Annotated in this window: 14 protein-coding genes and 1 tRNA gene; 3 read left to right on the forward strand and 12 right to left on the reverse strand. The window is 33.1% G+C overall.

Annotated features, from left to right (window positions below):
- Positions 1–5: 5 nt before the first annotated feature.
- Genes TMEL_RS00550 through TMEL_RS00580 form a run of 7 tightly spaced genes read right to left on the reverse strand, consistent with a single transcriptional unit; the run spans position 6 to position 6233 of the window.
- Entirely contained in the window at positions 6–1064 is a 1059-nt protein-coding gene (locus TMEL_RS00550) for a 3-methyl-2-oxobutanoate dehydrogenase subunit VorB (RefSeq protein WP_012056343.1), read from the reverse strand.
- 12 nt (positions 1065–1076) lie between these two features.
- Positions 1077–1298, reverse strand: a complete 222-nt coding sequence (locus TMEL_RS00555) for a 4Fe-4S dicluster domain-containing protein (RefSeq protein WP_012056344.1) — start codon at positions 1296–1298, stop codon at positions 1077–1079.
- Between the two features lie 13 nt (positions 1299–1311).
- Positions 1312–1956, reverse strand: a complete 645-nt coding sequence (locus TMEL_RS00560) for a hypothetical protein (protein WP_012056345.1) — start codon at positions 1954–1956, stop codon at positions 1312–1314.
- Positions 1949–3040 carry a butyrate kinase gene (gene buk, locus TMEL_RS00565; RefSeq protein ID WP_012056346.1) on the reverse strand — a complete coding sequence of 364 codons (1092 nt, stop codon included), beginning with the start codon at positions 3038–3040 and terminating at the stop codon, positions 1949–1951. Before buk (TMEL_RS00565) ends, TMEL_RS00560 begins: the two co-directional genes overlap by 8 nt.
- The gene (locus tag TMEL_RS00570) at positions 3033–3944 is read right to left on the reverse strand and encodes a bifunctional enoyl-CoA hydratase/phosphate acetyltransferase (RefSeq protein WP_012056347.1); all 912 of its coding nucleotides are present in this window, start codon (positions 3942–3944) and stop codon (positions 3033–3035) included. The genes buk (TMEL_RS00565) and TMEL_RS00570 overlap by 8 nt, the downstream gene beginning before the upstream one ends.
- Positions 3928–4998 (reverse strand): butyrate kinase, encoded by a 1071-nt coding sequence (gene buk, locus TMEL_RS00575; protein ID WP_012056348.1) that lies wholly within the window; start codon positions 4996–4998, stop codon positions 3928–3930. The genes TMEL_RS00570 and buk (TMEL_RS00575) overlap by 17 nt, the downstream gene beginning before the upstream one ends.
- On the reverse strand, positions 4998–6233 hold the full coding sequence (locus tag TMEL_RS00580) for an aminotransferase-like domain-containing protein (protein ID WP_012056349.1): 1236 nt from the start codon (positions 6231–6233) through the stop codon (positions 4998–5000). Before TMEL_RS00580 ends, buk (TMEL_RS00575) begins: the two co-directional genes overlap by 1 nt.
- Positions 6234–6499: 266 nt before the next feature.
- On the opposite strand from TMEL_RS00580, the gene TMEL_RS00585 reads away from it, so the two are divergent.
- The gene (locus TMEL_RS00585) at positions 6500–7642 is read left to right on the forward strand and encodes a pyridoxal-phosphate-dependent aminotransferase family protein (protein WP_012056350.1); all 1143 of its coding nucleotides are present in this window, start codon (positions 6500–6502) and stop codon (positions 7640–7642) included.
- The gene (locus tag TMEL_RS00590) at positions 7642–8553 is read left to right on the forward strand and encodes a hydroxyacid dehydrogenase (RefSeq protein ID WP_012056351.1); all 912 of its coding nucleotides are present in this window, start codon (positions 7642–7644) and stop codon (positions 8551–8553) included. The genes TMEL_RS00585 and TMEL_RS00590 overlap by 1 nt, the downstream gene beginning before the upstream one ends.
- A 46-nt stretch (positions 8554–8599) precedes the next feature.
- Here TMEL_RS00590 and TMEL_RS00595 read toward each other — a convergent pair whose 3' ends face one another.
- The 5 genes from TMEL_RS00595 to TMEL_RS00615 form a co-directional block, all read right to left on the reverse strand.
- Positions 8600–10294, reverse strand: a complete 1695-nt coding sequence (locus TMEL_RS00595) for a carbon starvation CstA family protein (RefSeq protein ID WP_012056352.1) — start codon at positions 10292–10294, stop codon at positions 8600–8602.
- A gap of 141 nt (positions 10295–10435) precedes the next feature.
- Positions 10436–11116: a LytR/AlgR family response regulator transcription factor gene (locus tag TMEL_RS00600; RefSeq protein WP_012056353.1), complete on the reverse strand. Its 681-nt coding sequence runs from the start codon at positions 11114–11116 to the stop codon at positions 10436–10438.
- The gene (locus TMEL_RS00605; RefSeq protein ID WP_012056354.1) at positions 11113–12771 is read right to left on the reverse strand and encodes a LytS/YhcK type 5TM receptor domain-containing protein; all 1659 of its coding nucleotides are present in this window, start codon (positions 12769–12771) and stop codon (positions 11113–11115) included. The genes TMEL_RS00600 and TMEL_RS00605 overlap by 4 nt, the downstream gene beginning before the upstream one ends.
- Positions 12765–13043 carry a hypothetical protein gene (locus tag TMEL_RS00610; RefSeq protein ID WP_012056355.1) on the reverse strand — a complete coding sequence of 93 codons (279 nt, stop codon included), beginning with the start codon at positions 13041–13043 and terminating at the stop codon, positions 12765–12767. Before TMEL_RS00610 ends, TMEL_RS00605 begins: the two co-directional genes overlap by 7 nt.
- 89 nt (positions 13044–13132) lie before the next feature.
- Positions 13133–13208 (reverse strand) — tRNA-Ala (locus tag TMEL_RS00615).
- Positions 13209–13586: 378 nt separating this feature from the next.
- Between TMEL_RS00615 and TMEL_RS00620 the strand changes: the two genes are divergently transcribed.
- Positions 13587–14792, forward strand: a complete 1206-nt coding sequence (locus tag TMEL_RS00620; protein WP_012056356.1) for a YgeY family selenium metabolism-linked hydrolase — start codon at positions 13587–13589, stop codon at positions 14790–14792.
- Positions 14793–14794: the final 2 nt, after the last annotated feature.

The following is a 14794-nucleotide window of genomic DNA, read 5'->3' on the forward strand; positions in this document are numbered from 1 at the left end:
TTCACTCACCTCCTAATTTCCTCTTTAAGTGCATTTAAAATTTCAGTTGGTGTTGGGACTACTCCACCCATCCTTGAATAGAACTTTACTGGTTTTTTACCTTTTACAGCAAGCTTTACATCTTCGAGCATTTGTCCCATATTCATTTCAACATCAAAGAACATATCTACCCTATCAACTAATTTTTCTAATTGTTCATATGGGAATGGCCATACGGTAATAGGTCTAAATAATCCCACTTTTAATCCTTCTTCACGTGCTATGTCAACAACACTTTTTGCAATTCTTCCAATTGTTCCAAAAGCGGTAATCACTATTTCTGCATCATCTGTTCTGTATTCTTCCCATCTTACTTCATTTTCTTCTATCTTTCTATATATCTCAACTAATTCTAAATTCATCTTTTCAAGATTGTATGGATCAATGTCAAAAGAAGTAACAATGTGCGGTTCTCTACCCTTTGCACCTGTTAATGCCCAATCACTGTGATCAGGTAATGTAGATAAATCTCTAAACTCTGGAAATACAACCGGCTCCATCATTTGCCCCAATAAACCATCTGCCAATATCAACGCAGGTGTTCTATACTTATCAGAAAGATCAAATGCCAAAACAGTTAAATCAACTGCTTCCTGTACTGTAGATGGTGCAAGTACAATTAATCTGTAATCTCCATGACCTCCACCTTTTGTTGCTTGCCAATAATCACCTTGCGCTGGCTGAATATCACCAAGTCCGGGACCACCTCGTACTACATTTACAAAAACAGCAGGCAATTTTGCACACGCCATATATGATACACCTTCCATCATTAAACTAAAACCTGGAGATGATGTAGAAGTCATAACTCTCTTCCCTGTACAAGCTGCTCCATACAACATGTTAACTGTTGCAACTTCACTTTCCGTTTGTAAAAACACTCCGCCTACTTCTGGAAGTCTCTTTGCCATATATTCCGGGAGTTCACTTTGAGGGGTTATTGGATAACCAAAAAAGTGCCTACAACCTGCTCTAATAGCGGCTTCGCCTATTGCTTCCGTACCCTTAACCATTACCTTTTCCATATCTTTCCCTCCTCACTCTTCCCTGTAAACTGTTATACATACATCAGGACACATTCTATAACAAAAACCACATGCAATACATTTTTCCAAATGTTTTGCTTCAGCTGGATGGTAACCTTTACTATTAAATTCTTCTGAAAATTCAATAACCTTCATTGGACAGGCATTAATACACAATCCACAACCCTTACATCTTTCCTGATCAATTTCAATATATCCTTTTACCTTAGGCATTTTCACACCCTCCTTAAAAATCCATTTTCATAAACCTTTCGATTCTAAATTTTGGAAATCTTGTCTCAAAATCATCTAAAAAATTTGGAATTACTGTGTATTTTACTGGAACATTTAATATTTTTGATGCCTCTTCCAAAATTTTTTCTCCTTGAAGAATTACATCCTTTGTGGTTTCTTTAGACAAATTCGTGTTATTAACCAAATAATCAATTTTAATTTTTGCAACTTTACTTAACTGTTCATATGTTTTGACAATACCATCAACATTTGAAGTAAAAGGTCTTTTAGTGTTTACTACCATGCAAATTTCCGTATTCTTTAAATGAGGTCTCAAATATCCAACTACAACCACTCCATTTTCTTCTCCACCAACATCTAATACCGTCTTATACTCGGGATTACCCAGGTATCCTGCAACTGCACCGGTAACTATTGGCAAATCCGCATGTTTTAAAGCACCTGGAGGGGTTATTACCTTAACACCTTTTACCTCTAATTCTTCAATAACATCCCTTGTTCTAAAATATGGAGAAATTATATCCACATCCGCAATTGCAACCTTTTCATATTCCTCTCTCAATTTCAAGGCATAATTTATTGCAACTTCTGTTTTTCCACTTCCAAACAAACCTATAAACACAAAATTTTTAGCCACGTTTTTGCACCTCTTCGCTATAATCTTTTGCTATTTCAACACCTTTTAAAACTCTTAACGCTCCCATTGCAAGAGCTTTTTCTTCATCTCCGCCTGGATAAACTAAAACAGGTGCAATAAATTCTACATACTCTTTTAACCACCTAACCATATACCTTTCATCATATGCCAATCCACCCGTTAAAACTATGGCATCAACTTCTCCTTTCAATGCTGCAGCCATTCTTCCAATCCACTTTGCAATTTGATAAGCCATCGCTTTGTATATCAATCTTGTTTTTTCATCTCCTTGAGAAATCATTTCCTGTACTTTCATCGCATCATTTGTTCCAAGATAAGCCACTAAACCACCTTGTCCTTTTATTCTTTTCTTCATAAAATCTAAGGTGTATTTCCCAGAATAACACATATCAATCAACTGTGTAAGTGGTAATGTTCCACTCCTTTCAGGGGTAAATGGACCATCACCATCTAGTGCATTGTTTACATCAACAACTTTACCATTTCTATGTGCTCCTATAGAAATACCTCCACCCATATGTACAACAATTAAATTCACTTCTTCATAATCTTTTCCCAATTCTTCTGCCGCACGTCTTGCAACGGCTTTCTGATTCAACGCATGAAATATTGATTTTCTCTCGAACATTGGATGTCCTGAAACTTTTGCAATCTTATCCATTTCATCCACCACTACTGGATCTACAATAAATGAAGGGATACCATGTTGCTTAGAAATTTCATAAGCTATAACAGCACCTAAATTCGATGCATGTTCTCCATATTTACCTTCTTTTAATTCGCTAACCATTAACTCATCTACTTTATACGTACCACTTTGTATAGGTTGAACAAGTCCTCCTCTACCAACCACCGCATCAAAATCTTCGTACCTAAACCCCAAAGTCTTCAAAAATTCTTCAATTACTCCCACTCTAAATTCATACTGATCTATTAATTTTTTAAACGGTGAAAGTTCTTCAGGAGTATGCCTTAAAGTTTTAGATGCAACCTGTTTTTCGCCCTCAAAAATGGCCAATTTGGTACTTGTTGAACCGGGATTTATAACCAATATTCTAAACATTTCTATCACCAACCATTAAACCTGTTAAGGCAAGTGATAATAGCTTTGTTTCATCAGAATCCGCCCTAGATGTTAATGCCACAGGAACTTTTGCACCTATAATTGCAGAAGCAACCTTAGCACCAGCTAAAAACACCATTGCTTTGTAGAAAATATTACCTGCTTCAATATCCGGCATTATAAGAATATCTGCATCACCAGCAACTACACTCTTTATACCCTTATGTTCCGCTGCCTCCTTTGAAACCGCATTATCAAGTGCAAATGGACCATCTACAATACATCTTTTTATTTGTTTTCGTTTATTCATTTGAGATAAAATTGCAGCTTCAATAGTTGCTGGCATTTTTGGATTAACAACTTCTACTGCTCCAAGAACTGCAACCTTTGGTTCTTCAATTCCCAACACCCTATTTGCAACTAAAACAGTGTTGTTTATAATATCAACTTTCTGTTCTAAAGTTGGAGCAATGGTCATACCAGCATCGGATACTATTAGAAGTTTGTCATAATGTGGAACTTCAAAAATACTAACCAAAGATAATGTTCTTCCGGTTCTCAAACCATATTCTTCCTTTAAAACTACTTTCATCAAATCGCCTGTTTTTATTTTTCCTTTCATTACAAAATCTGCTTTATTCTGCGAAACCATTTGGACTGCTTTTTCTGCAGCTTCTATATAATTATCCGCTTGCAAAAATTCAAACTTTCCTATTTCAATACCAACATCCTGGGCTATTTTCTTTGTTTTTTCAACATTTCCTACAAGTATCGCGTTAATAATCCCTTCATCTGTCGCTCTATCTAAAGCTTTTAAAACCACCTCATCTTCACTTGCAGCAACTGCAACTGTTTTAGGACCAAGCTTTTTTGCTTTTTCAAGTAAATCAACTAATTTTTTCATCTTTCTCACCCCAAGTCTTTGCTTTTTCTTCCCCTCTCAAAACCCTTAATGCACCCATTGCAAGTGCTTCCATTTCAAATTCTCCAGGAACCGAAAAAACAGGTGCAAATTTAAACACGTATGATTTGATTTTTTCAACAATTTTTGGATTATTTGCGATACCACCTGTAATTACTATCGCATCTACTTTTCCTTTCAAAACTGCACACATTCCACCTATTTCTTTTGCAATCTGATACACCATTGCATCAACAAAAAATCTTTCCTCATCACTACCTTCCTCTAAAATCTTTTTCACATCATTTGTTCCAACGTAAGCAACTAATCCACCTTTTCCAACGAATAGTTTCTTAAGTTCATTTTTTGAATACTTACCTGAAAAGCAAAGCTTTACAACATCTCCTACGGGAAGTTCTCCTGTTCTTTCTGGACTAAATGGTCCTTCATCATTTGCATTATTTACATCTATCATTCTTCCCTTTTCATGAGCTGTAACTGAAATACCTCCTCCAAGATGAGCAATAACCATATTAAGCTCTTCGTACTTTTTTCCAAGCTGACTTGCCACTTCCCTCGCCACTGCTTTTATATTCAACGCATGAGCAAGACTTAATCTTTCAATTTCAGGTATTCCTGATATTCTTGCTTCATCTATCATCTCATCCACAGAAACGGGATCTGTAATATATACAGGTATTCTTCCGCTAGATAGAGAAAAACCAATTACCGCAGCCAAATTTGAGGCATGCTTAACCTTTGTTTTGTTTTTCAAATAATCAACCATATTTTCATCTACGACATATGTTCCACTCTCAAGCGGTGGAAGAATTCCCCCTCTACATGCAATTGCGGAAAAATCTTCAATTTTATACCCTTCTGATTCAATAAAATCTAAAATTGCCTTTTTCCTAAACTCTTCTTGCTCCATAATATCGTTGAATTTTTCAAGTTCATCCACATCGTGTCTTAAAGTTCTTTGAACAAGTTTTTTATTATCGGCAAAAATGGCAACTTTTGTACTTGTAGAACCAGGGTTAATTGTTAAAATTAACACTATATCAACCCCTCGTTCCTACCATATTCAAGAATAACCTCTTTCAATCTTTTTACCCCTTCTATTATCTTTTCATGTGGAGGCAAACAAAATGACATTCTCATCGATGGAGATTTGCTATCATCTGGTGTAAATGCTTGTCCTGGTATGTAAAATACCAATTTTTTCTTTGCAATCTCAAACATTTCCAAAGTATCAAAACCTTCTGGTAGAGTTACCCAGGTAAACAATCCTCCTGAAGGATATATCCACTTAATTCCCTTTATATCAGAAAAGTATTCTTCAAAGGCCTTTATCATTGTATCTCTCTTAGATTTATACAACTTAATCGTTGGAGTAATCTGTTCAATTAAATCGTATCTTTCAAGGTATCTCGCAGCAATTCTTTGTGTAAGTGCGGGACTACACAAATCCGTTCCCTGTTTTGCAAGTACAAACTTTCTAACTATTTCTTTATCAGCAATAACAGCTCCAATCCTTAATCCTGGAGCAAGAATTTTACTAAATGTATTTAATAATATTACCCTTTCTTTACCAGCCAATTTAAATAATGATGGTAAGTGCTCACCTTCAAACCTTAGCAAACCATATGGATCATCTTCAATTATTAAAAGATCATATTTTTCTGCAAGTTCTATTATTCTTTTTCTCTTCTCAAGTGACAATGTAGCACCGGCAGGATTGTGGAAATTTGGAATTACATAAATAAACTTTACTTTTTTTATTTCTCCTTTTTCATCTAACTCTTTCAACTTTTTCTCAAGAACTTCCACATTCATTCCATCATCTTCCAAAGATACTGAAACAAATTTTGAAAACCTCATTCTAAAAGCACTTGCTGCACCCAAATAAAATGGATTTTCAACTATTGCAATACTTTCCTCATCCAAGAAAACCTTTCCCGCAAGTTCTAATGCTTGTTGCGAACCTGTAGTAAACATTATGTTAGTTTCATCAAGTCCGTTAATTCCATAAATCTTATCTAAAAGATTCAACATCTGTTTCGCAAGTTCCAAGTCACCTTCTGTTGTGCTGTATTGTAGAACATAACTATACTCATTTTCTATTACTTCTGCTGCGATTTTGGAAAGCTCGTGTCTCGGGAAGGTTTCAGGATCTGGAACACCACCACCAAAGGAAATAGCGTTAGGAACAGATGCATATTTTAGTAATTCTCTTATTAAGGAGGATTTCAGATTATTACCCAATTTTGAATATTTTAATTCATAATTCATGTTTTCACCTCCAAAAATATATTTAATTTTCATTATTTGCAACAATTTGCATGCAATTTTTTGCAATTTTTAAAAATTGAAATAATTCTATAATAAGTGTACAATATAAATAGAAATAAGTAAAACTCCAAATAAGCAAGTTTAAGGCAAAAAATTTGAATTTTTTCTTAATTATTAAAAAATACTCTCCATAAGCTGTATTTACAATTTATACATTTAATTTAAAATTAAGATGTAAAGTATTTTAAAATTTAGGAGGTGGACATATGATAAAAAAGAACTATCTACTCGCTCCAGGACCAACACCAGTACCATTTGATATTTTACTTGAAGGTGCACGTGAAACAATTCACCACAGAACCCCGCAATTTGTTAGCATATTGGAAGAAACGTTAAATGAGTTGAAATATCTCTTCCAAACCGAAAATAAGGTTTATACTTTATTATCTTCCGGTACAGGTGCTCTTGAAGCCGCGATAACCAATCTTTTAAATCCCGGAGACAAAGCTATAATTGTAGAAGCTGGTAAATTTGGAGAGAGATGGAGAGAAATTGCAGAAAGATTCAATATCAACGTTGTTTCAATAAAGTTGGAATGGGGAGAGGCGGTAACTCCAGAACAAATTAAAGAAGCCATCGAAAAACATCCTGATGCAAAGGCTGTTTTCACAACCTATAGCGAAACATCAACAGGTACAGTAATAGATCTTGAAGGTATCGCAAAAGTAACTAGAAATACTGATGTTGTCTTAGTTACCGATGCTGTAAGTGCTCTACTTGCAGAACCACTAAAGATGGATGAATGGGGAATAGACGTTGTAGTAAGTGGTTCGCAAAAAGGTGTAATGCTACCACCTGGTCTTGCTTTCATTGCGCTTAACGATAAAGCTTGGAAGTTGGTAGAAAAATCCAATAACTCAAGTTATTATTTCAATCTTAAAGCCTATGCTAAAAAATACCCCGATAATCCATGGACACCAGGTGTAAATCTAATTTACATGTTAAGAAAAGCAATAAAAATTATAAAAGAAGAAGGGATAGAAAATGTTTGGGAAAGGCATAGAATACTCGCAGATGCCACAAGAGCAGCAGTAAATGCAATGGGATTGGAATTATTCTCAAAAAGACCAGGAAACGTTGCCACCGCAGTCAAAGTACCAGAAGGCATTGACGGAAACAAATTAACTAAAATAATGAGAGACAAATACGGTGTAACCATCGCAGGTGGCCAAGAACATCTAAAAGGAAAAATATTCAGAATTTCTACTCTTGGTTACCTAAGTATTTTTGATACTATTGTAGGAATATCCGCTTTAGAATTTACACTAAACGAACTTGGATACAAAGTAGAATTTGGCACCGGTATAAAAGCAGCTCAAGAAGTGCTTTTCAAGGAGGTCAATAAATAATGAGAATTCACGTAAATGACCCTCTTGATAAAGTCGCTATGGAAAGACTCAAAAAATCTGGTCATACAGTTACTGATGTACACCTTGAAAAAGATGAACTCATAAAAGAAATGTCAGACATTGACGTATTGGTTGTAAGAAGTGCTACGAAGGTTACCGCAGATGTTATTGAAGCTGGTAAAAGACTTAAAATCATTGCAAGAGCAGGAACAGGATTAGACAATGTTGATGTAGAAAAAGCAAAAGAAAAAGGTATAAAAGTCTTAAACACACCGGGAGCCAACGGAATTTCCGTGGCTGAATTAGCCATTGGATTGATGATTGCCTGTGCAAGACATATAGCAAAAGGAACATTAGATTTAAAATCAGGAGAATGGACAAAAAAACAATTAAAAGGACACGAACTTTATAAAAGAACAGTTGGTATAATTGGATTTGGAAATATCGGAAAAGAAGTGGCAAAAAGATTGCTTGCATTTGATATGAATGTTCTTGCATACGATCCTTTCATAAAAGAAACAGATTTAAACGTTAAACTCGTAGATTTAGACACAATTTTTAAAGAATCAGATTTTATCACTATACATGTTCCAAAAACTCCTGAAACCACACACCTTATAAACAAAGAAGCATTTGAATTAATGAAGGATGGAGTAATTATAGTAAACGCAGCACGTGGTGGAGTTGTAGACGAGGAAGCTTTGTACAACGCTCTTGTTTCTGGCAAAGTTTATGCCGCTGGGTTAGACGTTTTTGAAGTTGAACCGCCTAATGACGAACTAAGAAAAAAATTACTTGAGCTACCAAACATCGTCGCAACTCCGCATATAGGAGCATCAACAAAAGAAGCTCAACTTAGGGTAGGACAAATAATAGTAGACAAGATATTGAATGAAATTGAAAAAATCTAAAATTCTTGAAAAACAAACCCTTCCAAAGCTGGAAGGGTTTGTTGGTTTATATTTCCTCTTCAACAGTCTTTATTTCTTTTCTTTCATTTCCCGCCTTTATTATTGCAACTATTCCTTCAATAATTATCCAAAGCGCTATAACAAATGTCACAATAGTTACAAATATTAACAATCCATTATGGGTCAAAATAAACTTTTTTAAGTTAATCAATGTTGCATACAATGTTATTATCATCATAAATAACATAGGAAGCCCCGTAATCCAAATGGGTTTGCCTTTTTTAGCCAAATAAACTGTACCAATAAGCAGAGCCAACCCAGCTAACAATTGATTCAACGCTCCAAATACAGGCCACAATATTAACGCACCTCTACCACCTTCAGCGGATAATGCCAATGCTAATGCCGCCAAAATTACAATTGCTGTAGAAACATATCTATTTTTTAATGGTTTTACCACAACTTCTTTTTTCTTATTAGAGAATAATTCTTGTAACGCAAATCTTTGAATTCTCGCTGAAGAATCCATAGTGGTTCCAGCAAATGAAACAATAAATACCGCCATTATTGTTCTTGCCAAATCAAGAGGTATACCATACGAATGCATTAAATTAGCCGAACCATTTATAACCGCAGATAATTTTGCACTCAAACCACTTGCTGCTGCCCAAGAAGCATAATGCGATGTAAATGCCTCCACACCTCCACCATTCATTCCCAATCCAGCTGTTACAGCAATAATCACTATTGTTGCAAGAACGCCTTCTAAAATCATACCACCATAACCAATAGGAAGTGCATCTGTCTCTTTTTCAAGTTGTTTTACAGTTGTACCAGATGCAGCTAGACTATGAAACCCAGAAATAGCTCCACATGCTATTGTTATAAACAAAATTGGGAAAAGTGGTGGGGCATCAGCAACTGTTTGAAATGCAGGAGCAACAATTTTGGGATGCCCTACTATAATTCCTATTACTAATAACGCCATTGCAATTAATAACTCATGTGAGTTTATGTAATCCCTTGGCTGTAACAACTTATGAACCGGTAATGTTGAAGCTAGGAATACATATATCATTAAAATATACATCCAATTAACTACAGATATGCCTTTTATAGGCATTACAACACCTATAGCTATCGTCAAATACATCAAAATAATAGCAATGATTGAATACAATTTATCACTTTTTCCTTTGTTATAAACCATATAGCTTAACCACATTGCAATAGGTATCTCCATCCATACAGGAAAAACCGATTCAGGATACATATTAAACAATAAAGCAACAATTAATCCAAAAACAGCTAAAACTATCCAAAGTAAAAATTGTATTAAAATTAAAAATATTTTTGCAGTTCTTTCATTAATTAAATCGCCTGTAAGCTCACCTATTGTTTTTCCCTGATGACGTGCAGATACAATTAACGATGTAAAATCGTGAACTGCACCCATAAATATAGAACCAAAAAATACCCATATAAATGCCGGAACCCAACCCCAAATTACACCTATAGCCGGCCCAACAATAGGACCTGTTCCAGCAATAGTAGTAAAATGATGCCCCAACAAAATATGTTTTTTCGTTGGAACAAAATCGACTCCATCCTCAAATTCTTTTGATGGAACAATGTTTTTGTCGTTAAGCTTAAATATCTTTCTTGATATCCACTTACCATATGTGTTATACGCTATCCAATAACCAAAGAAGGCCAAAATTGCTAAAATTAATGAATTCATAAAAACTCCCTCCTTTAAAGTTTGTACACAAAAAAGTTTATCAGTTATTATATTAACTTAACAGTTAAACATATTAAAAAATGGCCTAAATAGTTCCTTTTTTAGGCTAAAAGAAAAAACATTTTCTTGACAAATATACATTTAAATTTTTAATACATTTCTTATATCTCTTATATGTGTTTTACCAATTGGAATAATCTTGCCACCTTTTAATTGGAGGGAGTTTAAATTTTTAATAAATCTTTCAACATAATCGATGTTTACAATGTAAGATTTATGCACTCTTATAAAATTAGATGGAAGCTCTTTTTCTAATTTGCTTAGGTTTTTAAAATGTTTTAATACAAATTCTCCTTTGTCAGTAATTACCAAAATCCTTTTTTCAAAATATTCAAAAAAATATACATCACTAAAATCCAAAAATACTATCTCTTTGTTATTTTCCACCGAAATCTTTACTAATTTTTTATCTCTAAAAACTTCTTCTATTCTCCGCATTGTTTCGATAAACCTTACCTCAGAAATAGGCTTAGTTAAATAATCTAAAGCATTAACTTCAAATGCGTTTACTGCATACTCTGAATAAGCAGTAACAAACACCACTTTATACCGCTCAAGGTATTTTGCTGCTTTAATACCATTTATTCTTGGCATTTCAATGTCAAGAAAAATAACATCAACCTCATTTTTTATTTTACTTTTTAAAAATTCCTCAACACTTTCAAAGCATCCTTTTAGTTCAAATGGTGTAATTTGTATAATTAAATCTTTTAACATTTCTCTGGCATAATACTCATCATCAATTATTACTACCCTTATCATATTAATTCACCAACTTTAGAATCAAACTTTATTTCAACAACCACTCCACCAAAAAAATTGTTTTTTATATTAAATACATAATTATCACCAAATAACACCTTCAATCTTTTCTTAATTAATAAAAGCCCTTTACCAGTTTTTTTCATTTCACTAAATCCTTTCCCATTGTCTTCCACACAGATTTTAATCTTTTTATCAGATTTTGATATTGAAATTCTTATTAATAACTTTCCTCCCTTCATTCCATGTTTTATAGAATTTTCAACCAGCGGTTGTAATATAAAAGGGGGAATCAAATACTCTTCCAATTCTTTAGCTACTTTCACTTCATAATTTAACTTATCTTCAAAACGTAATTTCATCAACTCAAGATAGTTTTTTGTAAAATCTACTTCGTTTCTTACCGATACCAATTTGGAATTTTCATAAAGTGTATATCTTAGCAAACTTGATAAATTATCTATAAACTTATCAACTCTTTGAGGCTCTCTTCTTGAAATGTATTTTATCGCATTAAGCGTATTAAACAAAAAATGTGGACTCATGTTGGACATCAATTCTCTCATTTTTTCTTCAGTAGCAAGTTTTAAAGATTCGTTTATTTCTGAAATAGATATTATTAAAGACAAAACTTGAGCAAGTTTCTTTCCAAAAATAATATCCTTATTTTGCATACTATGGCTTTTTGAATAATACAATTTTAAAGTTCCAATTAAGTCACCATTTATATTATTCAGTGGTATTACAATAGCAGAAAAAAGAGGACAATTTTCTTTCTCACAATTTATTCCTTTTTTACCAACTACTTTTAATCCATACCCACTATTTATTACCTTTTTTGTTGCTTGAGTTTTTATCTTTTCACCACTAATATGATGATCATCTCCAATACCAACATGAGCTAAAATATATTCTTTATCCGTTAAAGCTACTGCATCAAAATCTGTGTTTTCAAGTATAACCTGAGCTATCAAAATTGCACTATTTTCGTTAAAACCTATTTCTATAGTATTTAAAATTCTTTCCATAATTACAAATATCGAACTTATAGTATTTTCTTCTACATTTTGAAGTTTTTCTTCTAAATTCCACATCATAAAGTTTAAAAAGGAAACACCTAAAGTATTGGTAATAACCATAGGAAATAATATTTTAAAAGTTATATCATAAGCCAAATAAAAAGGCTTTACCATTAAAAGCACATACATTAAATGAATTATTTCTATTAGTATCGTATAATACATAGTTCTAAAAAACGTAAAATGTTTTCTACCATAATACTCTGATAACACTCCACTTATAATTCCAGCTGTTAAAGTACCCAAAAAACAGGGAACAGCTGTAATACCTCCTAAGAATAATCTAAAACTTGCTGAAATAAACGCTGCAACAATCCCTCCAGACACACCTGCCAACATACCCGATAAAATAACCCCAATATCTCTATAATTCACAATAGCACCGTTGTATCTTATACCAAAAAGTGTCCCAAGTATTCCAAGAAATCCTCCAATAAACCCAATTACCATTTTATTCTTGGTAACTAATGACCTTCCAAAAATGTTTTTTATAAAATATGTCTGGAAAATTATATACGTTATTACCAATATTAATGATACCCTTTCAAGTAAAATCAAACTAATATTTGTTAACATGGATCCCTCATCATCGCCCTTTCACCAAAATCCCCTAAATCTCTTAATTCTGCATTTTCAATTTCTTTGAATTTCTTTCTAGCTTCTTTGTAGAAATTTGATGTTACATTTATTTCAATATAACCTTTTAATTCTTCCAACATCTCTTTGGCTTTCCCAAACGGTGGTCTTGATATGAACACTAAAACTTTTTTATATTGCTCTCTTACCTTCTTTATACTTCTAACATCAACAACACCTAATCCTATTCCATATAAAATCAATACCTTCATTATACCCCTCCAAAATTAAACTCCATTATAAATTTTACCATTCTTCATAAAAAATAAAAAAACTTCCGGATTTTTCTCCGGAAGTTTTTTGGTGGAGCCGATGGGATTTGAACCCACGGCCTCTACCGTGCGAAGGTAGCGCTCTCCCAACTGAGCTACGGCCCCATTACATTAATAATTTAGCATAGAAAATACTTAAAGTCAACTAACCACGACAACAAAATATTATTAAAAAGATTTTTTGTTTTTAACTATCTCTATTTTTCTCAACTAATGTATTAAAACAACACCATATTCTATCCTAAATTTAGAAGCTGTAACTTTTATTTTAAAAAAATAAAAAAATCCATCTTCAAAATCATTTGTTAGGTTTATGTTAACCAAATCAAATTCTAAGCAAAAGAACAGAATATATTTAACATTTCTTATTTTTTTTTAATATCAAAAATCAGCTAAAAAAAAATTAATTTTTTAAAGCTTTTCGCACGTTTTTATTTAATAGCCATACAATTTATAATTATGAAAACAATTGGAGGTGATTTTGTGCACGAAGCTTTAAAACTTGCTTATAAATACAAAGACGACATTGTACAATTTATGAGTAAATTAATAAAAACTAAAAGTTATTCTGGAAGTGAAGCTGAAGTAATTAAAGTTATAAATGATGAAATGGAAAAAGTGGGATTTAACGAAATAACAGTAGACGGTTTAGGAAATATTATCGGAAAAATAGGAAATGGAAAGACAACGATTGCAATGGATGCACATATTGATACTGTAGATATAGGAAATGAAAACCTCTGGGATTTTGAACCTTTTTCCGGGCATTTTGATGAAAAATATGTATATGGTAGGGGAGCATCAGATCAAAAAGCAGGAATGTGTTCTATGGTTTATGGAATCAAAATTTTAAAAGAACTAAATTTATTAGACAACTTCACATTATATGTAACAGGCACCGTTATGGAGGAAGATTGTGATGGATTATGTTGGCGATATATTATCGAAGAAGACAAAATTAAACCAGATTTCGTTCTAATAACTGAACCAACTTCTTTAAAGATAAACAGAGGACATAGGGGAAGAATAGAATTTAAAATAAGAACAAATGGTATATCTGCACACGCAAGTGCTCCAGAAAGAGGCGTCAATGCAATATATAAAATGGCAAAGATAATTACAGAAATAGAAAAATTAAATAATAAGCTTGAGAGTGATTCGGTTTTGGGAAAAGGTACAATAGTAGTTTCTCAAATTTTCTCCAAATCCCCTTCACAAAATGCTGTTCCCGACCAATGTGAAATTCATATTGACAGGAGAATAAACGAAAAAGAAACTAAAAAAATTGTCTTTGAAGAAATAACTGATATATTTGAAAAGGCGGGAATAAATGACGCAGAAATAATAGAATTATATTACAAAAAACCTTCATATACTGGAAAAGTTTATCTCACTGAAAAATACTTTCCCGCTTGGATTTTCCCAGAAGATAGTGAAATTGTAAAAAGTGCTGTAAAAAACTATGAAACCCTATTCGAAACAACTCCTACAATAGACAAATGGATTTTTTCAACCAATGGCACTGTAACCGCAGGGGTATACAACATTCCAACAGTGGGTTTCGGCCCAGGTGAAGAAAAATATGCCCACGCACCAAATGAAAGGGTTAAAATTGAGCATTTATTAAAAGCTGCAGCATTTTACGCAACATTTCCAAAAACATTAGTAAAAATGTTAAAGGGGGAATAAGT

Source organism: Thermosipho melanesiensis BI429 (genome assembly GCF_000016905.1).
Lineage (GTDB): Bacteria > Thermotogota > Thermotogae > Thermotogales > Fervidobacteriaceae > Thermosipho > Thermosipho melanesiensis.

What these genes read in the sequence shown, in the direction of transcription:
- TMEL_RS00550 (WP_012056343.1), bottom strand. Translation starts at nt 1,064, where the DNA reads ATGGAAAAGGTAATGGTTAAGGGTACGGAAGCAATAGGCGAAGCCGCT.
- TMEL_RS00555 (WP_012056344.1), bottom strand. Translation starts at nt 1,298, where the DNA reads ATGCCTAAGGTAAAAGGATATATTGAAATTGATCAGGAAAGATGTAAG.
- buk (WP_012056346.1), bottom strand. Translation starts at nt 3,040, where the DNA reads ATGTTTAGAATATTGGTTATAAATCCCGGTTCAACAAGTACCAAATTG.
- TMEL_RS00570 (WP_012056347.1), bottom strand. Translation starts at nt 3,944, where the DNA reads ATGAAAAAATTAGTTGATTTACTTGAAAAAGCAAAAAAGCTTGGTCCT.
- TMEL_RS00580 (WP_012056349.1), bottom strand. Translation starts at nt 6,233, where the DNA reads ATGAATTATGAATTAAAATATTCAAAATTGGGTAATAATCTGAAATCC.
- TMEL_RS00585 (WP_012056350.1), top strand. Translation starts at nt 6,500, where the DNA reads ATGATAAAAAAGAACTATCTACTCGCTCCAGGACCAACACCAGTACCA.
- TMEL_RS00590 (WP_012056351.1), top strand. Translation starts at nt 7,642, where the DNA reads ATGAGAATTCACGTAAATGACCCTCTTGATAAAGTCGCTATGGAAAGA.
- TMEL_RS00595 (WP_012056352.1), bottom strand. Translation starts at nt 10,294, where the DNA reads ATGAATTCATTAATTTTAGCAATTTTGGCCTTCTTTGGTTATTGGATA.
- TMEL_RS00600 (WP_012056353.1), bottom strand. Translation starts at nt 11,116, where the DNA reads ATGATAAGGGTAGTAATAATTGATGATGAGTATTATGCCAGAGAAATG.
- TMEL_RS00605 (WP_012056354.1), bottom strand. Translation starts at nt 12,771, where the DNA reads ATGTTAACAAATATTAGTTTGATTTTACTTGAAAGGGTATCATTAATA.
- TMEL_RS00610 (WP_012056355.1), bottom strand. Translation starts at nt 13,043, where the DNA reads ATGAAGGTATTGATTTTATATGGAATAGGATTAGGTGTTGTTGATGTT.